Source organism: Blautia sp. MSJ-19, from assembly GCF_018918125.1.
Lineage (GTDB): Bacteria > Bacillota > Clostridia > Lachnospirales > Lachnospiraceae > Blautia_A.
Genome location: NZ_JAHLQA010000043.1, coordinates 1 through 22,570 on the forward strand (window position 1 = coordinate 1; position 22,570 = coordinate 22,570).

General features: G+C 46.3%; 25 protein-coding genes. 20 read left to right on the forward strand and 5 right to left on the reverse strand.

Translation table 11 applies throughout. The features are described from left to right. The first annotated feature begins 232 nt into the window (after positions 1–232). Both KQI91_RS14710 and KQI91_RS14715 read left to right on the forward strand, forming a co-directional pair. Entirely contained in the window at positions 233–1,471 is a 1,239-nt protein-coding gene (locus KQI91_RS14710; protein WP_330654592.1) for an alanyl-tRNA editing protein, read from the forward strand. A gap of 13 nt (positions 1,472–1,484) precedes the next feature. Next, positions 1,485–2,354 carry an amidohydrolase family protein gene (locus KQI91_RS14715; protein WP_216393518.1) on the forward strand — a complete coding sequence of 290 codons (870 nt, stop codon included), beginning with the start codon at positions 1,485–1,487 and terminating at the stop codon, positions 2,352–2,354. A 63-nt stretch (positions 2,355–2,417) separates the two neighbouring features. On the opposite strand, the gene KQI91_RS14720 is transcribed toward KQI91_RS14715, so the two are convergent. Both KQI91_RS14720 and KQI91_RS14725 read right to left on the reverse strand, forming a co-directional pair. Continuing rightward, a complete protein-coding gene (locus KQI91_RS14720; RefSeq protein ID WP_216393519.1) occupies positions 2,418–3,563 on the reverse strand; it encodes a hypothetical protein in 1,146 nt (381 codons plus the stop codon). Beyond that, positions 3,560–4,333, reverse strand: a complete 774-nt coding sequence (locus tag KQI91_RS14725; protein WP_216393520.1) for a GNAT family N-acetyltransferase — start codon at positions 4,331–4,333, stop codon at positions 3,560–3,562. Before KQI91_RS14725 ends, KQI91_RS14720 begins: the two co-directional genes overlap by 4 nt. Positions 4,334–4,555: 222 nt before the next feature. Here KQI91_RS14725 and KQI91_RS14730 point away from each other — a divergent pair, with 222 nt between their 5' ends. The 12 genes from KQI91_RS14730 to KQI91_RS14785 all read left to right on the forward strand — a co-directional run bounded on the left by KQI91_RS14730 (position 4,556) and on the right by KQI91_RS14785 (position 14,689). Next, complete coding sequence (locus tag KQI91_RS14730; protein ID WP_330654593.1) at positions 4,556–5,074, forward strand: prepilin peptidase; 519 nt, start codon at positions 4,556–4,558, stop codon at positions 5,072–5,074. Further along, a complete protein-coding gene (locus KQI91_RS14735) occupies positions 5,071–6,090 on the forward strand; it encodes a hypothetical protein (RefSeq protein WP_253288635.1) in 1,020 nt (339 codons plus the stop codon). The genes KQI91_RS14730 and KQI91_RS14735 overlap by 4 nt, the downstream gene beginning before the upstream one ends. Then, positions 6,087–7,277: a CpaF family protein gene (locus tag KQI91_RS14740; RefSeq protein ID WP_216393521.1), complete on the forward strand. Its 1,191-nt coding sequence runs from the start codon at positions 6,087–6,089 to the stop codon at positions 7,275–7,277. Before KQI91_RS14735 ends, KQI91_RS14740 begins: the two co-directional genes overlap by 4 nt. Continuing rightward, a complete protein-coding gene (locus tag KQI91_RS14745; RefSeq protein ID WP_216393522.1) occupies positions 7,274–8,017 on the forward strand; it encodes a type II secretion system F family protein in 744 nt (247 codons plus the stop codon). The genes KQI91_RS14740 and KQI91_RS14745 overlap by 4 nt, the downstream gene beginning before the upstream one ends. Before the next feature lie 24 nt (positions 8,018–8,041). Next, on the forward strand, positions 8,042–9,073 hold the full coding sequence (locus KQI91_RS14750; RefSeq protein WP_216393523.1) for a type II secretion system F family protein: 1,032 nt from the start codon (positions 8,042–8,044) through the stop codon (positions 9,071–9,073). Positions 9,074–9,106: 33 nt separating this feature from the next. Further along, positions 9,107–9,286 (forward strand): Flp1 family type IVb pilin, encoded by a 180-nt coding sequence (locus KQI91_RS14755; RefSeq protein ID WP_216393524.1) that lies wholly within the window; start codon positions 9,107–9,109, stop codon positions 9,284–9,286. A gap of 19 nt (positions 9,287–9,305) precedes the next feature. Next, the gene (locus tag KQI91_RS14760) at positions 9,306–10,799 is read left to right on the forward strand and encodes a DUF5702 domain-containing protein (RefSeq protein WP_216393525.1); all 1,494 of its coding nucleotides are present in this window, start codon (positions 9,306–9,308) and stop codon (positions 10,797–10,799) included. A gap of 196 nt (positions 10,800–10,995) precedes the next feature. Further along, positions 10,996–11,640: a TadE/TadG family type IV pilus assembly protein gene (locus KQI91_RS14765; RefSeq protein WP_253288638.1), complete on the forward strand. Its 645-nt coding sequence runs from the start codon at positions 10,996–10,998 to the stop codon at positions 11,638–11,640. Positions 11,641–11,656: 16 nt separating this feature from the next. After that, positions 11,657–12,073 (forward strand): prepilin peptidase, encoded by a 417-nt coding sequence (locus KQI91_RS14770; protein WP_253288639.1) that lies wholly within the window; start codon positions 11,657–11,659, stop codon positions 12,071–12,073. Beyond that, on the forward strand, positions 12,070–12,513 hold the full coding sequence (locus KQI91_RS14775; RefSeq protein ID WP_216393528.1) for a TadE/TadG family type IV pilus assembly protein: 444 nt from the start codon (positions 12,070–12,072) through the stop codon (positions 12,511–12,513). The genes KQI91_RS14770 and KQI91_RS14775 overlap by 4 nt, the downstream gene beginning before the upstream one ends. Before the next feature lie 3 nt (positions 12,514–12,516). Then, positions 12,517–13,947: a DUF6382 domain-containing protein gene (locus tag KQI91_RS14780; RefSeq protein WP_216393529.1), complete on the forward strand. Its 1,431-nt coding sequence runs from the start codon at positions 12,517–12,519 to the stop codon at positions 13,945–13,947. A 145-nt stretch (positions 13,948–14,092) separates the two neighbouring features. Next, a complete protein-coding gene (locus KQI91_RS14785; protein ID WP_330654594.1) occupies positions 14,093–14,689 on the forward strand; it encodes a rhomboid family intramembrane serine protease in 597 nt (198 codons plus the stop codon). Here KQI91_RS14785 and KQI91_RS14790 read toward each other — a convergent pair. Further along, complete coding sequence (locus tag KQI91_RS14790; protein WP_216393530.1) at positions 14,662–15,345, reverse strand: sensor histidine kinase; 684 nt, start codon at positions 15,343–15,345, stop codon at positions 14,662–14,664. The genes KQI91_RS14785 and KQI91_RS14790 overlap by 28 nt on opposite strands. Before the next feature lie 138 nt (positions 15,346–15,483). Between KQI91_RS14790 and KQI91_RS14795 the strand changes: the two genes are divergently transcribed. Both KQI91_RS14795 and KQI91_RS14800 read left to right on the forward strand, forming a co-directional pair. After that, positions 15,484–15,888 (forward strand): HIT family protein, encoded by a 405-nt coding sequence (locus KQI91_RS14795; protein WP_216393531.1) that lies wholly within the window; start codon positions 15,484–15,486, stop codon positions 15,886–15,888. 20 nt (positions 15,889–15,908) lie between these two features. Next, on the forward strand, positions 15,909–16,451 hold the full coding sequence (locus KQI91_RS14800) for an RNA polymerase sigma factor (RefSeq protein WP_216393532.1): 543 nt from the start codon (positions 15,909–15,911) through the stop codon (positions 16,449–16,451). A gap of 14 nt (positions 16,452–16,465) precedes the next feature. Here the strand turns inward: KQI91_RS14800 and KQI91_RS14805 are convergent, their stop codons facing one another. Continuing rightward, positions 16,466–17,536, reverse strand: coding sequence for an undecaprenyldiphospho-muramoylpentapeptide beta-N-acetylglucosaminyltransferase (locus KQI91_RS14805; protein WP_216393533.1), 1,071 nt, complete (start codon positions 17,534–17,536; stop codon positions 16,466–16,468). Positions 17,537–17,646: 110 nt separating this feature from the next. On the opposite strand from KQI91_RS14805, the gene KQI91_RS14810 reads away from it, so the two are divergent. The 3 genes from KQI91_RS14810 to KQI91_RS14820 all read left to right on the forward strand — a co-directional run bounded on the left by KQI91_RS14810 (position 17,647) and on the right by KQI91_RS14820 (position 21,305). Beyond that, complete coding sequence (locus tag KQI91_RS14810; RefSeq protein WP_216393534.1) at positions 17,647–18,741, forward strand: DUF4367 domain-containing protein; 1,095 nt, start codon at positions 17,647–17,649, stop codon at positions 18,739–18,741. 70 nt (positions 18,742–18,811) lie between these two features. After that, positions 18,812–19,291: a DUF6147 family protein gene (locus KQI91_RS14815; RefSeq protein WP_216393535.1), complete on the forward strand. Its 480-nt coding sequence runs from the start codon at positions 18,812–18,814 to the stop codon at positions 19,289–19,291. 394 nt (positions 19,292–19,685) lie between these two features. Continuing rightward, positions 19,686–21,305, forward strand: coding sequence for an MBL fold metallo-hydrolase RNA specificity domain-containing protein (locus KQI91_RS14820; protein WP_216393536.1), 1,620 nt, complete (start codon positions 19,686–19,688; stop codon positions 21,303–21,305). 133 nt (positions 21,306–21,438) lie between these two features. Here the strand turns inward: KQI91_RS14820 and KQI91_RS14825 are convergent, their stop codons facing one another. Next, positions 21,439–21,681: a TIGR03905 family TSCPD domain-containing protein gene (locus KQI91_RS14825; RefSeq protein ID WP_216393537.1), complete on the reverse strand. Its 243-nt coding sequence runs from the start codon at positions 21,679–21,681 to the stop codon at positions 21,439–21,441. 179 nt (positions 21,682–21,860) lie between these two features. On the opposite strand from KQI91_RS14825, the gene KQI91_RS14830 reads away from it, so the two are divergent. Next, entirely contained in the window at positions 21,861–22,565 is a 705-nt protein-coding gene (locus KQI91_RS14830; protein ID WP_216393538.1) for a 5'-methylthioadenosine/adenosylhomocysteine nucleosidase, read from the forward strand. Positions 22,566–22,570 lie beyond the last annotated feature (5 nt).

A 22,570-nucleotide genomic window follows, 5' to 3' on the forward strand; every position in this document is an offset into this window, starting at 1 on the left:
AAACTGTTCGTTAAAATAAAACTATCCCGCACAAGCTGCAAGCATAAAAGCCTTGTACTTGCCGGGATAATTTTATTTGGAGCTGATGTTGTTAAAAATCATTATTAACCGACAGCCCCTTTTTTCGTTGCGGTAAAAGGTTTTCTGGTGCAGAAAATTGATTTTGTACGCTGGATTTTCTGTTCAGGAAACTGAAGCTGTGTTATACTAAAGTGCGAAAAAGATAATCTTTTTGGGGCAATGGAGACACAAGAAGTCTGTACAGCTTCTGAAAATACAGTGGAAATATAAAAAGAGCAGGAAAGAGGGTAACGACGTCATGAGTGAGACAAGAAAATTGTATTATGAAGATGTATATACAAAAGAATTTACTGCAAAAGTTCTGGAATGCAGAGAAGGAAAAAAGGGTTATGAGATCGTTCTGGATCAGACAGCTTTTTATCCGGAAGGCGGCGGACAGCCATATGATCTGGGGACGCTTGATAAGGTGGAGGTCCTGGAAGTACATGAAAAAAATGGAGAGATCATCCATTATACAAAAGAGGCGATCGAAGCTGGCAGCGAAGTGACCGGAAAGATTGACTGGGACAGAAGATTTGACCTGATGCAGCAGCATTCCGGCGAGCATATTGTCAGCGGTCTGGTACATGAAGCTTATGGCTATGATAATGTCGGATTTCATATGAGCAGTGATGTGATCACGGTGGATTTAAGCGGTGTACTGACAGAGGCTCAGCTTGCTGAGATCGAGGCAGAGACGAACCGTAAGATCTGGGAAAACAGTGAAGTGGAGATTACTTATCCATCCAGAGAAGAATTGGATAAACTGGATTATCGAAGCAAAAAGGAACTGACCGGTCAGGTGCGTCTGGTACGTTTCCCGGGATCTGATCTCTGTGCCTGCTGTGGAACACATGTGACACATACCGGAGAGATCGGGGCAGTCAAGATCCTGACAGTTGAAAATTTCCATGAAGGAATCCGACTGACAATGATCTGTGGAAAAAGAGTCATGGATTATCTGAATATGGTCAATGATCAAAATCGCCAGGTATCCGTGAAACTTTCTGCAAAGATTGGTGAAACCGCGGCAGCAGTAACCCGTCTGCAGGATGAAAACTTCCGCCTGAAAGGTCAGGTAAATCATATGTTTGATGAGCTGTGTACAGCAGAGGCACAGAAATGGGAAGGCGCAGGAAGTGTTCTTCTTTTTAATGAGGGACTGGAAGCTGATCAGGTTCGAAGGATGGCAGATGCTGTGATGCAGAAATGCAGTGGCTGTTGTGCAGTGTTTTCTGATAATGGAGACGGAAGCTACAAATATGCGATCGGAGAAGTGAATGGTGATCTGCGCCAGTTTACAAAGGAAATGAATGCAGCACTTAATGGACGCGGAGGCGGCAAGCCATTCTTTGTACAGGGTTCTGTCAAAGCATCTGAAGAAGAGATCCGTCAGTTTTTCAAACAATGATGAGGTGGCACAGATGTTTGGAGAATGTCATGCGCATGTGCTGATGAATGGTACAAATTATCGTCAGGCAGTGCTGCAGCACAGAGAGAAACCGGATGAAGCCGCTGTGCGTGCGTGTCTGGAAAAATATCAGGAGGCAGAGGTACATTTTGTGCGGGACGGAGGAGATCCTTACGGAGTCTCAAAACTTGCTGCACGACTGGCTCCGGAATATGGGATCGATTATCGGACACCGATTTTTGCTGTACATAAAAACGGACATTATGGTTCGATCGTCGGACGTGGATTTGATAACCTGAAAGAATTTCACCAGAGAGTAGTGGAGGCAAAAAAAGAGGGCGCGGATTTTATCAAGATCATGACGACCGGCCTTCTGGATTTCAGAGATCATGGAAAAGTGACAGGAACACCTCTGGATGCGGAAGAAGTCAGAGAGATGGTACATATTGCACATGAAGAGGGTTTTGCAGTCATGAGTCATACCAATGGAGTGTACGGAGTAAAGGCTGCGATTGAAGCTGGCGTAGACAGCCTGGAGCATGGAAATTACATGGATGAAGAGGCGATTTCCATGCTGGCAGACAGTCACACTGTGTGGGTTCCAACACTTGTAACTGTCCGTAATCTGATCGGAGCTGGTCGTTTTGAGGATGCAGTTCTCAGGCCGATCATCCGCCAGGCAGAAAAAATGGTCAGCCTGGCATATCAGAAAAAAGCAAAAGTTGCAGTCGGAAGTGATGCCGGCGCTTATATGGTTCCTCATGGAACGGCTGTCCGCCAGGAATACGAAGCTTTCTGTCAGATTCTGGGAAACACGACAGAAGTAAAGGACTGGCTGTATAGCGGAGAACAGGAAATTCGGGAAAGATTCCGGAGAAAGTAAAATGTGTGGAAACGCAGATACAAAATAGAATATATAGAGAAAAAGAAGGCCTGTAAGATGTTCTTACAGGTCTTCTATTTTCAGTGCCTGGTATATATTGGACTGTCTGGAGTCGGCAGGATTAAAGGTGATTTTGACAGAGCTGCCGGACAGAAGACCACCGGTGGATACGTTGGAGGCATTTTCGGTATTGCAGGTGACATACATTCCATCATAAGTCAGGAGTGTGATGGTATTGGCGGTGGAAGCGGCGATATCTCCGGATATGGTGAATCCGGTACTGCGGTCGCTTAAGTTTTCCGGAATTTCTCCGGTGATGCCGAGAATCGTAATGCCTTCCAGAGAGGAACCGTCAAAATCGCCGGTATATGTAATATTTACATGGGAACCTGATTCGATGCCGCCGCTGAAATAACAGGGAATTTTGGATATATCCAGATTCAGGGTGTCAGAAGAGTTCTCTGCAGAAACCTGCAGAACATTTGTCTGGATGTTGCGGATCACAGCACGCAGGGTATTTTCTTTTTGTTTTTCCTGATCTTTGTTCTTTGCGGAATCTGGTGTCGGTGTCGGATCAGGGACTTTCAGAGGATCAATGTCAGAGACACTGAATATTTTCATATGAGAACCATCCAGCAGGTTGGGGTCATCGGCATGTGCAGAACCGAACTCGCCTTTGTAATGCAGGTATACCCAGACACCGGCTTTGAGACCGGACTGATAATACTGCTCTGTACCGGTCACAGGAAAAGTTACGGTTTTGCCGCCCTTGGATTTGACAGTGATTGAGTTGGCGGTCAGACTCTGTACCTGCCCGCGGGTTGTCTTTTCTTCGAGCTCCGTCGTTTCATGATAATCGTCTGCGACCTTGAGGGCACGGACGGCACCGGTATCTGTACTGTTCAGCTGCCCTTCATAGATCACGCTGATGGCATCCCCGGTGATCATCCCATCCTGACATTCCAGCGTTGCCTGAGAGACATCGAATATATAGTTGGAGGAATCACTAAGAATGGTAAGTTGGTTTCCGTTAAAATCCTGAAGAGTACCGCGAATCTCATCCATGTATACACGCGTGCTTTCCGGGTGGATATCCTGAATTTCTGCGGTATCAGATGTGGAAAAACGATCGATAACATCACCCGGGGCACAACCGGACAATGTGGTGAGGAAAAGGGATCCGATACAGATCGCCAGTAGTTTTTTCATGAGACTCCTTTCTGGCTGGCTGATTCCGGCTGTACGCGGAACCAGTAAGTATAAACATCAGTAAAACCAAGTGATGCATACAGGCGTTTGGCGGCAGTGTTGCCCTGTACGACCTGAAGATATGCATTCTGTGCGCCTTTTTTCATGCCTTCCGTGAGAAGGGCAGTACAGATCTGGCGGGCATAACCATGTTCGCGATACTTTTCTTTGACATGGATCGCGTAGATACCGATATAATCACGGTCAAGGATACCAAGTCCGGTGGCGATGATCTTTCCCTCTTTCCAGATGGATGCACAGATGGTTTCTTTGGGAATCGCGCGATACATAGATGGAACAACGGCACGGTGGATCGGATTTGTCATTCCCTTGAGATCAAAAAGGCTTGTGATCCAGATATCTGGAATCTCATCTGTGATGGTGACATTGGGATATGGAAAATCCAGGCAGGCATCATTCAGATGCAGTGTCATAACTTCTGTAACATGCTGAATCTCATAGCCGCGGTTTTCCAGAGTATAATCAAAATCCGGCGAGACCAGAGGACTGATCTTGAAGATTGCCGGGGAACCAAGTCGTTTGTATACATTTTCGCAATAGGAAACCTTTTCACGCCATGGAAGAGTGGACGTTCCAAATTGTTCCACACTGTTGGTACGGTGGGTATAGAAATAAGAAAATCGCAGGATCCAGCCATCATAAAGCTCCATTTTGTGGGATGGCCATGCATTCAGCGACATATCTTCGATTTTTTTAATATTTTTTTCCATGAAAAAGCCTCCCTTATGATACTGAATTTTATTATACAGAAGTAAATGCGAATGTGCAATAACTCCGCGTGTCAGAAAAGCAGATAATTTGACGAACGAATTTTCTTTACAAAAGCGAACGAAGCGTTCTATAATAGGACTCACCAGAAATCTTCTGGTATTCATACCGTCAAGTCAGACGGAACATCCCATTTTTGATCAAAATTACAGACAGAAAGGAGCGTGATAGGTATTGTCATCGGTCAGATGCTGTTGCTGACAACAGCCGGAGTTGCTGTACTGATGGATCTTTACGAAATGAAGATAAAAAACGGCTGGATCCTCTGGTCATTGCTGACAGGATTTTTATATGAACTGTGGCGTGGCGGATGGAACGGAGCTGCATTTTTTATCGCAGGGGCAGGACTTCCATTGCTGGTCCTTGGCTGGATGTTTTATTTTCGCATGCTTGGCGCGGGAGATATCAAACTATTCTGTGCGCTTGGCGGGATCATGGGACCGGGTGCGGTTCTGTGGTGCATCTGGTTTGCCTTTGTGGCAGGCGCGGGAATCTCGCTTGCAGTGGTAATCTTTTGCGGAAATTTTCGACAGAGATTACAGCGTTTTGCGGAGTATCTTCTGGCATTTATATGGACAGGCAGAAGAGCCCCTTACTTTCAAAAGGGAGCTGTGACAGAGAATATTCATTTCACGGTTCCGATCTTTATGAGTGTGATGCTTTATATGGGAGGTATGTATTGAAAAAACAAATTTTTGCAGTCTGTGATCTGGAAGCAGAATATGCCTGCAATTTTATGGACTATCTGAATCAGAAACGAAATATCCCCTTTGAGATTCAGGCGTTTACCAGTGTGGAAAGTCTGGTGGCATATGCGAAGAAGAATCCCGTAGAGTTGCTGTTGATTTCTTCGGAAGCCATGTGCCGGGAGGTCGGAGAACTGGAAATCGGTAAGATCGTGATCCTGACAGAAGGAAACAGACCGGAAGGGCTTGAGAAGTACACTGGTGTATACAAATATCAGGCATCCTCGGATATTGTGCGTGAAGTCATGGCATGTTACGGAGCGGAGAAGGCGATCCTTCCTGTGCAGTCTCCGGTGTTGAAGAAGACGACGGAAATACTGGGGGTATATTCGCCGTTGGGAGGATGCATGCAGACTCTTTTTGCCCTGACACTTGCACAGATCCTGGCAAGAGAAAAAACGGTCCTGTATCTGAATCTGGAAGAATATTCCGGTTTTGAGGAGCTTCTGCAGAAAAAATTTCCACATACCCTCAGTGACCTGCTCTATTTTGTGAAGCAGGGGCGCACAGGTCTGATCGTAAAGATGAACAGTATGCTCCAGAGTATGGGACAGGTGGATTTCCTCCCGCCGGTACAGTCGCCCGAAGATATCAGAGGAACTTCCTGGCAGGACTGGGAATATCTTTTTCAGGAACTTGTGCTGCACAGTGCATATGAAGCAGTGGTGATCGATATTGGTAATGGGATCGAAGAAGTATTTCAGATGCTGGATCTGTGCACTACAGTTTATCTGCCGGTAAAGACAGACCGCATGTCTCAGTGCAAACTGCGGCAGTTCGAAGAACTTCTCGGAGTACGGGATTATGCACAGGTTCTGACGCGTCTTGTACGTTTGAATCTTCCATATGACCAGAAAGACTTTGCGGAAGCAGAAGCTTTTAAGCCGGAACAGTTGATCTGGGGACCGTTGGGCGATTACGTGAGGGAGCTGCTCGGAAAGGACTCTGCATGAGCCGGGCAAATTTCCAGATGCTGCGTGCTCTTTTGATGGAGAAGCTGGATCTGGCAAGAGAACTGACGGATGAAGAGATTCTGGAGGAGATTGACACGTTGATCCTGGAAAAAATGAGAGATTCCGGACTCTCTCTTAAGGAAAAGGTACAGCTCCGGCAGGCATTGTTTCATTCTGTCAGGAAGCTGGATGTCCTGCAGGAACTGATCGAAGATGACACAGTGACAGAGATCATGGTCAATGGTCCGGATGCTATTTTTGTAGAACAGAACGGAAGACTCAGGAAATGGGAAAAGACGTTTACTTCAGGAGAAAAGCTGGAAGATGTGATTCAGCAGATCGTAGGAAAGTGTAACCGGGTGGTCAACGAAGCAATGCCTATCGTGGATGCCCGTCTTGATAACGGAGCCAGAGTAAATGCGGTGATCCGTCCGGTTGCCCTGAATGGTCCGATCCTGACGATCCGTCGTTTTCCGGACACGCCGATCACGATGGAAAAACTGATTGCGCTGGGAAGCCTGCCCGCAGAATGTGCGGAATTTTTAAAAGCCCTTGTAAAAGCACGGTATTCCATAGTGATCGGAGGAGGAACGGGAAGTGGAAAGACCACATTTCTGAGTGCACTGTCCAATTTTATACCCAGTGATGAGAGACTTATCACCATAGAGGACAATGCAGAACTCAAGATTCAGGGAATACAGAACCTGGTCCGTCTGGAAGCAAAAATGGCAAATACTGAAGGTGCATCTTCGATCACGATCCGGGATCTGATACGGACAGCACTCCGTATGCGACCGGACAGGATCGTGGTGGGGGAAGTGCGTGGCGGAGAGGCGGTGGACATGCTGCAGGCGCTGAATACCGGGCATGACGGAAGCCTCAGTACGGCACACGCAAACTCTGCAGAGGATATGCTGTCACGTCTGGAAACCATGACATTGATGGGAGTGGATCTTCCGCTGGAAGCGATACGGAGACAGATTGCTTCCGGCGTGGATATCCTCATTCATCTGGGAAGAATGAGAGACAAAAGTCGCAAGGTGCTTGAAATCACGGAAATATGCGGATTTGAGGATCATGAGATCAGGACCCGGACACTTTACCGGTGGCAGGAAGGCAAAGGGCTGGTACAGACAGCGCCCCTTCTGAACCGTGAAAAACTGATCCGGGCAGGGGTGACAATATGAAACAGAATTATGAAGAATATCATTTTACGGCAGTTGAAGTTCTGAAATATCTTTTTCAGTGTCTGCTTCTCTGCAGTATTCTGGATTATCTTTTCTATCAGAATATCTGGATGATGCTTCTGGCAGCTCCGGCGGGAATTTTTTTTATGAAGATCAAAAAGAAAAGTCTGATCCGGGAACGGAAAAAGACACTGAACTATCAGTTCAAAGATGCACTGAACGCACTGAGTGTTGCTGTACAGGCTGGATATTCTGTAGAGAATGCCGTGGCTGCCTGTTCCAGAGACCTGGAGCGTCTGTATTCCGGTGACGCGGATATCGTACAGGAATTTCATTATATAGAAACACAGCTAAAAGTCAGCGTTCCGGTAGAAGAATTGTTCCTGAGTCTGGGCGACCGGTCAGGGATTGAAGATATGGAGAATTTTGCCGCGGTGTTCTATACCGCGAAGAGGACTGGTGGTGATATGAACCGGATCATCCAGACTTCTGCAAGGATGCTGGGAGACAAGATCGATGTCCGCAAAGAGATCGAGACGACACTGGCGGCAAAAAAAGCAGAACAGGTGATCATGAGCTTTATGCCGGCTGGGATCATTCTGTATCTGAAACTGACTTCGCCGGGATTTCTGGGAGTCCTCTATGGAAATCCGTTTGGAATCTGTGCGATGACGTTATGCCTTGGCATCTATGGGCTGTCATACTGGCTCGGACATAAGATCGTGGATATTGAGGTTTAGGGACTGCATGTAGGAGAAAAGAATATGTGGGTACATCTGATTATTTTTGGTCTGGTCTTCGGAACCGTGATCGTCTGGAAGGCAGGGTGGCTCCGGCTCGACGGCATTGCAGACAGAGAAAGCATCCGTCTGTTTCTGATGGTTGCCGTCTGCGGCAATCTGCTTGGAATGACACTGACGTTTACCAGTGGAAGAGCGGAGATCTATCCGGAGGGATACCGCCTGGAAAAGAATCCTGATGCAGCGTATACAGAAAATCTGGAGGTCACTGTGGATGGTGGAGAACCGGAAGACTTTGCTGTACAGATTCCGGAAAAAGAAACAGAAGAAGCACAGGATGAGCCGGAGACAAAGACCACAGAGAGTGAAGAGGAACAGAGGCAGAGAGAACTCAGGGAAGTGATCGAGAAGTACAATCTGCAGAAGCAGGATCCGGATTATTATTATCTGCCGGATAAATGGGATGGAAAGTCTCTGCAATGGCAGAAAAACGGAGATAATACCGGGACACTTCTGGCATCACTGGCACTGTTTGCGGCATTTGTCCTCCTGCTCAAAAAAGCCCGGGAACAACAGGAAGAGCTGGCAAAGCGAGCAGAACAGCTTCTGATGGATTATCCGTCACTGATCATGAAGTTTACGCTGCTGGTTCAGGCGGGAATGACGGTACGGCGGGCATTTCAGAAGATCAGCACAGATTATATGAGAAGCCGGCATGGTACAGAACGGTTCGCATATGAAGCCATGATCACTGCATGTCACGAAATGGACAGTGGTGTAGCTGAAGTCGAAGCATATCGGAGATTTGGTGAACGGTGCGGACAGATGAAGTATAAGACATTTTCCACGATTCTGGTCCAGAATCTGCAGAAAGGTGGTCACAGGATGGCGGATCTTCTGGAAAAAGAGGCACTGGAAGCGTGGGATGAAAGAAAAAGAAAGGCGAGAGTGCTGGGAGAAACAGCGGCGACAAAACTGCTTGTGCCGATGATCATGATGCTGGCAGTGGTGATGGCGATTATCATGATCCCCGCGTTTCTGTCTTTCTATGGATAAACGGAAAACAGGGAAAGAAGGGAGCTTATGTGTATGAGAGATTATCTGAGAACAGCAGAGGAATTCTGGCAGGAAGAAGATGCAGTAGGTGTTGTGGAGATTATTCTGATATTGGTGGTACTGATCAGTCTGGTCATTATTTTTAAAGAGCAGCTGACGAATCTGGTACAGGCAATTTTAAGCAAGATCACAAAACAGAGCAATTCTATCTGAGAAAGAGAGGAGAAGGCCTATGGAGAAAAAAGGAAGTATCACTGTTTTTCTGGCGCTGATACTGAGTCTTCTGCTGTCGCTGGTCACAGCAAGCATTCAGTCTGTGCAGGCGGCAGCAGCCAGGACACAGATTCTGAACAGTATGGATATCGGACTTTATTCTCTGTTCGGGCAATATGACCCTTTCCTTCTGAAAGAGTATGACCTCTTTTTTCTGGATGGAGGACAGGGCGGAAGTGAACTGAATCTTGCAGCAGTCTATGACAATCTGGAATCTTATATGAAACCGGTCCTTCGTCAGAACAGTCAGAAGCTGTCTGTAAAGCAGGGCGGTTTTACCGGATATCGACTTGCTACGGATGAGGACGGTGAAGTGTTTTTTCAGCAGGCAGTGACCTATATGAAGGATACACTTGGAAGTCAGGGAATCCAGAATCTTCTGAAACGCTATAAAAATAAAGAAGAAAAAGTCAGACAGGCAGAAGAAAACGGCAAACAGGCGGAGAATGGAGACACTCTGAAAAATTATGAGACAGAGATGGATTCTGCAGCACAGAAAAGCCAGGAAGCAGAAGCGGCGGCCAGAGATGAAAATACAGGAGATTTTGGAATAGATGCCGGTGGGGATTCCGGAGAGTTTTCGGATGGCGCGGCAAAACCGCAGGTAGTCAATCCGATCCCTGTGATACAGAGGATCCGGCGTATGAGTCTGCTGGATCTGGTGGTGCCGGCTGCGAATGGGATTTCTGATGCAGCTATCTCACATAAAGATCTGCTTTCCGGAAGAAAACTCCAGCAGGGTATGGCTCTTCCGCAGACAGTTGTCCGGGATTCTTCCGGTACTTCAAAAGTTCTTTTTCAGCAGTACCTGATGGATCATCTGGGCAGCTACAGAAAACCATCCAAAACCGGACTGCAGTACCAGCTGGAATATCTTCTTGGTGGCAGGTACAGTGACCGTGAAAATCTGCAGGCGGTGGCAAAGCGCCTGCTTCTGATAAGAGAAGGGATCAATGTCTCCTGTCTGATGGGAAACAGTGCCAGGATGACGCAGATCCATGCACTGGCGCTGGCGATAGCAGCCACTTTTCTGATCGCACCGGCAGCATTTATTATTGAAGCGGCACTGATCCTCTGCTGGTCTTTTGCAGAGAGTGTTCTGGATCTCAGAGAGCTGTTTCATGGCGGCAGAGTGCCGCTTGTGAAGACCGCTGCAGACTGGCAGCTTTCTCTGGAAAATCTGCCGAAACTTCTGGAAAATCTGGACAGTCAGAGACGGGATACGGAGGGTGGGATGTCCTATGAAGATTATCTTCAGGTCCTGCTTCTGGCCCGTTCCAAAGCAGAACAGTTAGGAAGAGGCATGGATATGATCGAAGCTGAGATTCGCGGTTGCGGAGGACGGGAAGATTTTCGTCTGGACTGCTGTATCGAAGCGATTGAGGCATCCGTAGATATCAGGGCAAATAAGAAACAGACGTTTACAGTCACAAGACAATATAGTTATACATAAAAAGGGCGGTCGCAGGACCGCCTGAGAAAAGAGGTGCAGAAAGATGCTTTTTCAGAAGGCAATACATAAAAATGGGAATGAAAAAAGGATAGACAGAAATAAAAAAGAAAGGATACGCTCTCTGTGCAGAAGGTTTGTGACTTCCCCGATAGTCAGGACCTTACGTAACCCTTCTGAAAAAGTGTCTTTGTGTGCCTTGTTTCAGAGATACAGGAGGGCAAGCCTGGCGGTAGAAACCGCACTGGTGCTGCCGTTGTTTTTCCTTGGGATGGTCACAATGATCTCCTTTATGGATATCTATCGGATTCAGACGGAACATTTACAGACTTTGTGCGAACGGACAAAAGAAGCCGGAATGTATGCTTATGTGCTGGATGGCAGTGGTCCGGAAGAAATTACTTTGCCGGATGTGTACAGATATACACCGGTTGGCGGGCTGATTCCTTTGCCGGCGGTATGGATGCATAATACAGTAAAAGTACATGCCTGGACAGGGGCGGAGTTTTCAAAAGGCGGGGATGGAAAGACAGAATCGGAAGAAATGGTCTATGTGACTGCATCCGGTTCCGTATATCATCGAAAGACAGGATGTCGTTATCTTAATGTATCCATTAATCAGGTTTCCGGAGCATCTGTAGCAGGACTTCGGAATAACAGTGGAGAAAAATACAGTCCCTGTGAAACATGCAGCAGGAATCAGAAACCTTCCGGGGCTGTATATATCACTTCCGGTGGGAATCGTTATCACAATCTTGCGACGTGCAGCGGTCTAAAACGTACAGTAAAACTGGTGAAACTTTCGCAGGTTGGAAGTATGCATGCCTGCAGCAGCTGTGGATAGAGAGGAGACAGACAGGATGGGTATCACAGAATGGATCACGCTTGGATTTCTGGCGTTCAGCAGTTGGAAGGACTGGAAGACCAAAGAGATTTCCCTTGTATTGACGGCAGCATATGGGACAGCAGGAATCGGGATCAGCATCTGGCAAAAGAGAAATCTGCTGGATTTCCTTATCCCGTTGGGAATCGGTCTGATGCTTCTGGCAGTCAGCGTATGGAGCCGGGGAGAAGTAGGGATGGGAGATGCATGGTTTCTGCTTGCACTGGGAGCTATGCTGACTACGGATATCTTTATAAAAACAGTGTGTGGAGGAATGCTGCTGGCAGCGGGAGCAGCCGGAATCCTTCTTGTGATCTGTAAAAAGGGACGCAAAACAGAAATCCCACTGGTGCCGTTTCTGTTTGCCGGATACCTGGGAGGGATATTGCTATGAAAACGAGACAAAAAAGCAGGAGAAAGGGCAGTTTTACGATCGAAGCCGCATGTGTGATGGCAATCATCCTGGTGACGGTCATGGGAGTTCTGTATCTGTCGTTCTTTGTGCATAATCGGGCATGGCTGACGGCGGCAGCCTGTGAGGCGTCACTGGCAGGAAGTATGGAAGGTGTACGAAAAAACGGACAGACATATGCGACTGCCTTTGCCAGAGGTCAGGAACTTGGAAATGTAGGATTCTTCGGTGCAGAAAATCTGCAGTGTCAGGTAAAGGCAGGCAAAGAGGTTCATGTCACGTATCAGGCAGATACGATAGTTGCTTATGGAGGTTTTCAATGGCCGCTCCGGGCAGAGGGAAGTGCAAAGATCATCTGTCCGGCGGAGTGGATCCGCAAAGCCAAAGCAGCTTCAGAAATTATAATAGAGACAGAGGATTGAACAATGTATGCAGAGTATAAAAGAGATGTCAGTCACAATTATCTGATCCTTCATGGAGAATCAGATATCAATACCGCATCCTATCAGGTGAGGATGCTGACGGGGAACAGCATTCCATCCGTATTGAAATGCAGGATACAGGGGCTGGACGGGAAACAGCTGTTTTATTATGATATTACTTCCAGACAGTCAGTAGCTTCTTTTTATGAACAGAAGAAACTGAAGGGAGGGGATCTGGCAATGCTGCTCCGTGGATTTCTGCAGATTATGGAGGAGCTGGCGGAATATCTTGTGGATCCGGGACAGCTTGTGCTTTGTCCGGAATATATGTTTCTGGATGTGGAGGCAAGGAAGGTATATTTCTGCTGTCTTCCGGGATATCAGCATCCGGTGCAGGAACAGTTTCGACAGCTGACGGAGTATTTTTTGCCCAAACTGGATCATGAAGATCCTGAAGCAGTCGATCTGGGATATGGGATCTATCGACGGGCAATGGAACCGGGACTGCAGCTGGAACACATTAAGGAAGCTGTTTATAAGACACAGAACAACAGAGAAAAAGAGCAGGAAGTAAAGAACGAAGAGAAAGGGCTGGTGGCAGAGTGTACGGATACAGCAGAGAAAAAACCAGATCCGGAGAGACCTGCAGAAGAAATCCAGCTGGAAAATAAAAAAGAAAATATCTGGAAGTGGGCGGCCGGATGCGCCGGTGGCGTGTTATTTTTGCTGGGAATCGTGGCAGCGGGATATCTGGGATATATTCCTGGAATTCCTGTGGAACTGGTGATCGCAGCGGCTATTGTACTGCTGGCGGCAGGAGCTGTGTGCATGCGTATTGCAGAAAAGAAAAAAAGAAAGAAAGCGCAGACTGCGGAATGGAGAAAAAAGGTGCAGCGAGAACTGGAAAAGGACCAGAGGATGCCGACTGTGACCGATGTACCACAACAGGATTTAAAACCGACAGACAATTTTGTATGTGAGGAAAAGCCTCCGGAAATACTACTGAGTAAGAATGTGGAAAAAATCATAAAAGAAAAAATTCAGACAGAGAAAGTTCAAACGGAGACAGAGAACAGGTTTCAGGATGATGACGGGCGGTACGGTGAAACGGTGGTGCTGTCTGCCGCACAGATGCGGGGGAGCGCAAGTCTGGTCAGCCGGGAACCGGGAGAACTGGCACCGATCTATCTGGAGAAGGAACTAACAGTGATCGGCAAACTTGAAAATGCATCAGATGCGGTGATTCCGCTTCCTACGATCAGTCGTATCCATGCGAGAATACGCAAATGTGAGGAGGAATATTATCTGATGGATCTGAATTCCCGAAACGGAACCTCTGTAAACGGACGTATGCTGAAACCGGAAGAAGAGTATCAGCTTCAGGACGAAGATCAGGTGGATTTTGCACAGGCACGTTATATATTTCTGAGATAGCGGAGAACAGTGGGAATTTCGCAAATACAGTGGAAATCTGACGTTTTACAGGATTGTGTAAACTTGTCATGGGAAAATACTTCTGATAGAATAGACCAAAAACAGAGAGCTGCTGTGGCTCTCTGGAAAGATTGGAGAGAAGTCTGTGGAAGAATTACGCAAAGAGCCGGTGACGGCGCTGTTGCTTCTGGTGAATATTCTGGTATTTCTTGCAGTAGAATTTACGGGAAGTTCGCAGAATACCATGCATATGCTGGACTGTGGTGCGGCATATACGCCTATGATCATTCAGAACGGAGAAATCTACCGGCTGTTTACCTGCATGTTTCTGCATTTTGGAATTGAACATCTGGCAAATAACATGCTGGTGCTGTTTGTACTTGGAAGTCGTCTGGAACGGGTGATCGGTAAGATCCGTTTTCTGCTGATCTATCTTCTGGGAGGGCTCCTTGGAAATGTGATCTCTTTGTATCTGGAACTGCGGACGCAGGAATTTGCAGTGTCTGCAGGTGCATCCGGTGCGGTATTTGCAGTTATGGGAGCCATGATCTATGTGGTCATCCGCAACAGGGGATGGCTTGGTGATCTGTCCATGAAACAGATATTGATCATGGCAGCTTTTTCCCTCTATTTTGGCTTTACAAGTACCGGAGTGGACAATGTGGCTCATGTCGGAGGCATGGTGTCCGGTTTCCTGCTTGCAATCCTGCTCTATCATCCGTCACATGGAAGAAAGATATAAAAAGTAGTTCCTTCGTCGACGGTACTCTGTACATCCAGGGTGCCATGATGTGCTTCGATGATCTGCCGGGTGACAGCAAGCCCGAGACCTGTGCCTCCGGGCTTGTAGGTTACGAAGGGGTGAAAAACATGTTCCATCTGCTGCGCAGTCATACCGCAGCCATTGTCGCGGATGACAAGACGGATACCATCTGAAACAGCAGAAGCGGAAATCTGGATTTTGCCATGTGAATGCTGAATGGACTCCTGTGCATTACGAAGAAGATTAAACAGAGCCTGACGGATCTTGGTCTGATCCAGAGGGACCTGGGGAAGGTCCAGAGGGATGTCAGTCTCCAGTGTGATTCCAAGGTAATCCAGAGCCGGACGAAAGGAAGCTGCGATATGCTGCAGACAGATGCCTGCATCCACTGGTACAAGGGAAAGGCGTCCGGCATTCTGATATCTGGAGAGTTCATCCAGAATCTCACGGATATAATTCAGATTGTCCATAATGTTGTCCCAGTGCTCATCAAAGCACAGTTGGGGATGGGAATCAGACAACATCTGCATTTCTCCTGTGATCAATGCGAGGGGATTTCGTATCTCATGTGAAAATGTGGAGAGTGTCGAAAGAAAGTCTTTTTTCTGCTGTTCTATAATGTTTTTTTCCTGCATAATCTGTCACCTCATGGAAAGTGTAACATACGAGATACAGGAATCAACAAATTTCGTATTGAAAACATCGAGGAAATACGAGACAATGTATGCGAAAAAATGGCGAAAATTAAAGAATTTGAAGGAGGAACAGATATTATGGAAAATTGTATTTTCTGCAAAATTGCGAATGGAGAAATTCCTTCAGCGACCTTATATGAGGATCAGGATTTCCGTGTGATCCTGGATCTGGGACCGGCCAGCAAAGGACATGCACTGATTCTTCCGAAGTCTCACGCAGCCAATATTTATGAACTTCCGGATGAAACAGCTGGCAAAGCGATGATTCTTGCCAAACATATGGCAACGAAGCTCAGAGACGGATTAAACTGTGACGGCTTCAATATTGTTCAGAACAACGGAGAAATTGCAGGTCAGACTGTATTTCATTTCCATATGCATCTGATTCCACGTTATGAGGGAGATCAGGTAGGACTTACCTGGAAGCCGGGCGAGCTGACAGATGAAATGAAAGAAGAAATTCTTACAAAAGTAAAAGCCTGAACGAAAGAGTATAAATACCAATGATAATTGAGAATTTTGATGATTTCTATGATGAATACCAGGGATTCTCAGCATATATTGCCTTTTGCATGACCGGCGACAAAGAACTGTCAAGGGATATCAGCCAGGAAGTTTTTATATCACTGTTCAAACTGAAAGACCGTTTGGATTATTCCAACAGGTATCGTTTGAGGAAGCTGGTGCTGAAGGTAACAACCAACAAATGTAACGATTATTTCAGAAAGTCTCTTGCAAAACAGAGATTTTGCAGTATCGAGGACGAGAACGGGCGGGAGATCGCCGACGAAAGAAACAATCCAGAAGCAGAAATACTTCGTATGGAAGAAGCTGCATATCGGAAACTTGTACTGGAGGGACTTCAGAAAAGAAATCCGATGAATTACGATATTCTGCTAAAGACAAAGATGCACAGAATGACTGCCGCAGAGGTAGCCAGTGAATATGGAATTACAACAAATAATGTAAATAATCGAAATCTTCGTTCCAAAGCATGGATGATCGAAGAGATGGAAAAATTATGCAGGCAGTCACATAAGAAGTAACCGCCTGCATTCTGTTATTTTGCTGAAACACTTTCCTCAATGAGAGAAACGATATGATGGATGGAATCCATCTGTCTGCCGCCGGACATTGCTTCTTCGAAGGACTGGCGGTTTTCGTACAGATGATGAAGGGTATCAAGAAGCTTCTGATTTGTGATTTCTTCTTCCTCAAGAACCATACTGAATCCCTGTTTTTCAAAGGAACGGGCATTCAAGATCTGGTCTCCGCGGCTGGCATTTGCGGACAGCGGGATCAGAAGATTTGGTTTGTGGAGAGCCTGGATCTCACAGATCGCATTGGCACCTGCACGGGAGATCACCACGTCAGACAGGGCAAACAGATCCGGAAGTTCCTGTTTGATATATTCATACTGAACATATCCGGCAGTGCCGTTGAGGCTTTCATCCATTTTTCCTTTACCGCAGAGATGGATCACCTGGAAATCCTTGAGCAGCTCCGGCAGGATCTTGCGGACATGATCGTTTACGGAGGCAGCACCAAGGCTTCCGCCGATGACCATCAGGACCGGCTTGTCAGAGTTGAAACCACAGAACTGGCGACCGGCTTCTTTGTCACCGTTTAACAGTTCCTGACGGATCGGTGTACCGGTAAGGACAGCCTTGTCAGCCGGAAGTGCACTGACGGTTTCCGGGAAGTTGCAGCATACTTTGACAGCGGAAGGAATACACAGTTTGTTGGCAAGTCCGGGGGTCATATCAGACTCGTGGATGATTGCTGGAATCTTGCAGCGTTTGGCTGCGATCACGACCGGGACGGTGACAAAGCCGCCCTTGGAAAATACTACATCGGGTTTCAGTTGTTTAAGAAGTTTTTTTGCTTCGTGGAACCCTTTTAAAACCCGGAAAGGATCGGAAAAGTTCTTAGGATCAAAGTAACGTCTGAGTTTGCCTGAGGAGATTCCGTAATAGGGAATTCCAAGTTCTTCGATCAGCTTGCGTTCGATACCTTCGTAGGATCCGATATAGGAAATCTGATAACCGGCTTCTTTGAGCGTCGGGATCAGAGCGATGTTTGGGGTTACGTGTCCGGCTGTACCACCGCCGGTGAGAACGATATGTTTCATAGGGAATTCCTCCTGAAAAATCTTTTTATTAATCTTAACTATGAACCACCGGGGAAGAATTGTCAAGAAAAGATGTTGCTACGCTACTGTAGGTAGCAGGAGATAATATTATGAAAAAAATGTTTGAAAATGAGCAGAAAGACAAGGAAATAGAAGAAATCCTGAATATGCCGGATATGGATGATGATGAAAAATTCTGCCAGTGGCTGGAAGAGGAATTTTACAGTGAGGCAGACATCATTGAAGAATCCCTGCTGAAGGGCAGACGATATGAGGATAATCTGGATACAGTAGAAGAACTGAAGGTATCCCGAGACAGCTTCTACCAGAGACTGAGAGAAGAGGGACTTCTGGAAGCGGACGATGCCCGGACTGCGGATGTGCGTGAAGAAAGCGAAGTCGCAGAAGTTACCGAAACGGAGACCGATAAAGACACAGATTCGGAAAGTGCAGCGGAATCAGAGGGAGAAGTGGCAACCGGGAAGGAAATGCTGTCAGAGGAAGATACGAGAGAAACGACAGTTGAGAGAGAGAGGTCAATACCGACAGATACCGTATCCGAAGTGGAAAGCGGACATGGCAAGGTGGTTGCTATGGAGAAAAAAACTTCCGCAAAGAAAAAATGGCATGTCCGTCTGGGGAAAGTTGCCGGTATTGCGGGCGTGTGCCTGCTGAGTATCTTTATGGTAAGTATGAGCAGCGAAGCAAACCGCAATCATTTTATAGAGGGAATTCGTTATCTGGCTGGGGACGATACCAGAGTGGTCGTAGATAATGATAAGACGAATGAACAGGCTGATACAGATGAGTATGAGGCAATCCAGGATATTGAAGATACACTGGGAGTTGAGGTGCCAGAGTTTTTTTATAGACCGAATGGGATGGAGTTTTTTAAATATGAAGTTAGCATGTCAACTTCATCTGCATGGATGGAATATACATATGAAGGAAAAAGTATTGTATTATTTATAGATAATCAAAATGCTGATACCGCAAGTAATATCAACGGTATAAGTGGAAGTAAAATAGAAATAGATAGAATGTTGGTGGAAAATATTGAAATATCCATAAATGAAATAGGTGAAGAGGGCGATACTTCGCCTACTTATGCTGCTGGCTGGACTTATGGAGATGTTGCATATCAGTTTATTGGAAAAATAGAATTACAAAAATTAGAAGAAATTTTAAAACAAATAAAATTTTAGAGTGATTTTTTTCGATTTCTTACGTATATAGTTATGTAAGGGTTGTTTGCATAACGAAGGGAAGTGAGAAATGAATATCTGGAAAAAATTATTAGGGATTACTCTGGCAGTTGGTTTATCGGTAGGAATGAGTGTGAGCCCTGTATTTGCGGAAGTAAGTATTTTGGATGCAATTACTGAAGAGGAAACCACAGAAGATTATGCAGAAGATACAGCGTATAATCCAGCACGTAGTAATAATTTAAGTTTTGGAAATGTTAAAGTGCAGCGGATATCAGATCATGAGATTGGTATTAGTGGATTAACACAATGCCATAAGTCTTGCAGCAAGGTATATTTATCACTGTATTTGGAGCGAAAAGTCAATGGTAGTTACGGAACTTATAAATACTGGGAATATACTGCAAATAATGTGACAAATCTGAGTAAAACGCTCAACGTCCTTGTCCCATCAGGAACCTACTACCGTGTGCGTGGATATCATGCAGCCAGCAATGCAGGTGTGAAGGAATCTACATCCACATTAACCAGTGGTATCATGATTAAGTAATGAATCATTAAAAGAAAAGTATTTTATAGTAACAAGGCGAAGGCCAGAGAGCCGGAGGATGTCACACAACGAAAAAAAGAGATGCGAACATCCATTACCTTCCGATGGCACGAAGCGTTTGCCAATACAGGATGGTACGTACCAGACTCGGTTGGAGTTACGTTACCTGTCTTTCTTCGTTTGAAAAAACGAACATAACAGAACCATACAAAAGTCAGTGCCTGACCATTACCATACAACCATAGGCACTGGCACGATACAGCCGACAAGGCGGGATTTCGCGGTCCCGCCTTGTTTTTTTGCACAAAAAGACTGTTAAAAATCAATCAAATCGTGTATAATGGTTACAACAATAATGTGATTGGATGATTTTTCAGACAAAGGGGGCTCGCATATGAAGATAACCTTTATCGGTGCGACACATGAGGTAACCGGAAGCTGTTATTATCTGGAAGCAGCAGGAAAGAAATTCCTGGTAGACTGTGGTATGGAGCAGGGACCGGATTACTACGAGAATCAGGATATTCCTGTAAAGGGAAGTGACCTGGATTTTGTTCTTCTGACCCATGCGCATATGGATCATTCAGGAAATCTTCCCGCAATTTACGCAAAAGGCTTTCAGGGACCGATCTATGCAACACAGGCAACCTGTCACCTTTGCGACATCATGCTTCGAGACAGTGCACACATTCAGATGTTCGAGGCAGAATGGCGGAACCGTAAGGGCCGCCGTCAGGGCAAACCGGAATTTGTTCCGGCGTACACCATGGAAGATGCAATGGGCGTCATTCAGAACTTTGTTCCGTGTCCTTATGAAAAAACGATCGAGCCGGCAGCAGGGATCCGGGTACGCTTCGTAGATGCTGGACATCTGCTTGGTTCTGCAAGTATTGAGGTCATCATTGATGAGGACGGCAAAGAGAAAAAAATCGTTTTTTCCGGCGATATCGGAAATCTGAACCAGCCGTTGATCAAAGATCCGGTGTATCTCCATGATGCGGATTATGTAGTAATGGAATCCACCTACGGGGACAGAAGCCACGGCGATCGTCCGGATTATGTGTCGCTTCTGACCGAAGTGATCCAGAGAACGTTTGACCGGGGTGGCAGTGTAGTGATCCCGTCCTTTGCGGTTGGCCGTACACAGGAGATGCTGTACTTTATCCGCCAGATCAAAGAAGAAAACCGTGTACACGGACATGACAACTTCAAGGTTTACGTAGACAGCCCGCTGGCAAACGAGGCGACGACGATCTTTAATGAACATATTTATGACTGTTTTGATGAGGAAGCACTGGATTTGGTCAAAAAAGGTATCAACCCGTTGATGTTCCCGGGTCTGAAAACCTCGATTACCAGCGACGATTCCAAAGCGATCAACTTTGATGAGGACTGCAAGGTCATCATTTCTGCAAGTGGTATGTGTGATGCCGGACGTATCAAACATCATCTGAAACATAACTTATGGAACCCGAATAATACAATTCTGTTTGTGGGATATCAGGCGATCGGAACCCTCGGAAGAGCCCTTCTGGAAGGTGCAACGGAGGTAAAACTGTTCGGTGAGACTGTTTATGTAGGTGCAGAGATCTGCCAGATGCCGGGCATCAGCGGTCATGCGGATGTGAATGGTCTGATGACCTGGATCAAAGCATTCAAAGAAAAACCGGCAAAAGTTTTTGTTACACATGGTGATGATGAGGTGACAGAGATTTTTGCAAGAAGATTGCAGGAAGAACTGGGACTCGATTCTATGGCACCGTTCAGCGGAACGGTTTATGACCTGGCAGAAAATACCTGTGTATATGAAGCCCAGGGAATCAAGATTACCAAAGCCTCTGTATCGCCGAAGGCGAGCCGGGCAGCGAGAGCTTTCCAGAAGCTGGTTGCCATGGGACAGCGTCTTATGTCTGTCATCCGCAAGAGCGAGGGTATGCCGAACAAAGATCTGGATCGTTTTACGAGAGATATCCAGTCGCTGTGTGACAAGTGGGATCGCGATGACCTTTCCTGAAGCGGGCATCCTGCCAGATATAGAGAGTATGGAAATACCAGAGATAAGATGAAATAGAAAAAGACTGTCGTTTCGCAGAGCCGGAAGTAAGAATATTCCGGTCAGTGAGACGGCAGTCTTTTGCATTTCAAAATCAGTTCAGAGCTTCTTTCAGAGCTTTGGAAAGCTGGTCCGGACAGGATGTCGGCCTGAATCCACAGCGGATTCCTTCCAGTCTGCTGATAGCTTCTCTGGCATCCATACCTTCGATCAGTCTGGCAACGCCCTGTGTATTACCGGAGCATCCGCCCTGGAATTTGACATCATGAACTTTTCCCTGTTCATCAATTTCAAAAGAAATTGCACTGGAACAGACTCCAGATGTTTTATATACCATAATCTCAACCTCCTTAGTCAAGTATTCTGGAATCCAGTATAGCAGAAAATAAAAAAAGTTTCCATATAAACTCAACATTTGTTATAATAGGAATGCAAATGCCCGGACAGTTCCCAAATGAAAGCTGTATATATAACGGGCACGATAAGATAATGAATTTTACAGGAGATTTTAATATTATGAGATGTATTGGAATTATAGGAGCAATGGAAGTTGAAGTGGCAAGCCTCAAAGAACGTATGCAGGAGGTGGAGATCACCCACAAGGCTTCCATGGAATTTTATGCAGGTATTCTGGAAGGCAAAAAGGTAGTTGTTGTCCGTTCCGGAATCGGCAAAGTCAACGCCGCAGTCTGCACTCAGATCCTGATTGATGATTTTCATGCAGAGGTTGTGATCAACACCGGTATTGCAGGAAGCCTGAACGCAGATATCAACATCGGAGATATCGTGGTTTCCACAGACCTGGTTCACCATGACATGAATGCGGTAGCATTTGGATATCCGGTCGGACAGATTCCGCAGATGGAAGCATTTTCTTTCCACAGTGATGATGCACTCCGCAAAATGGCAGTAGAAGCGTGCCGGGAAGTTAATCCGGACATTGCAGTATTTGAAGGAAGAATCGCATCCGGAGATCAGTTTGTTGCAGACCAGGGTGTGAAAGATTTTGTTGTCAAACAGTTTGGGGCATATGCCGTAGAAATGGAAGGTGCAGCAATTGCACAGGCAGCATACCTGAATAATGTTCCGTTCCTTGTGATCCGTGCGATCTCTGACAAGGCAGACGGCAGCGCAGAGATGGATTACCCGACTTTTGAGGCGATGGCAGCAGAGCACAGCTTCAGACTGACACTTCGTATCCTCAAAGAGATCCAGGGATAAAGAGA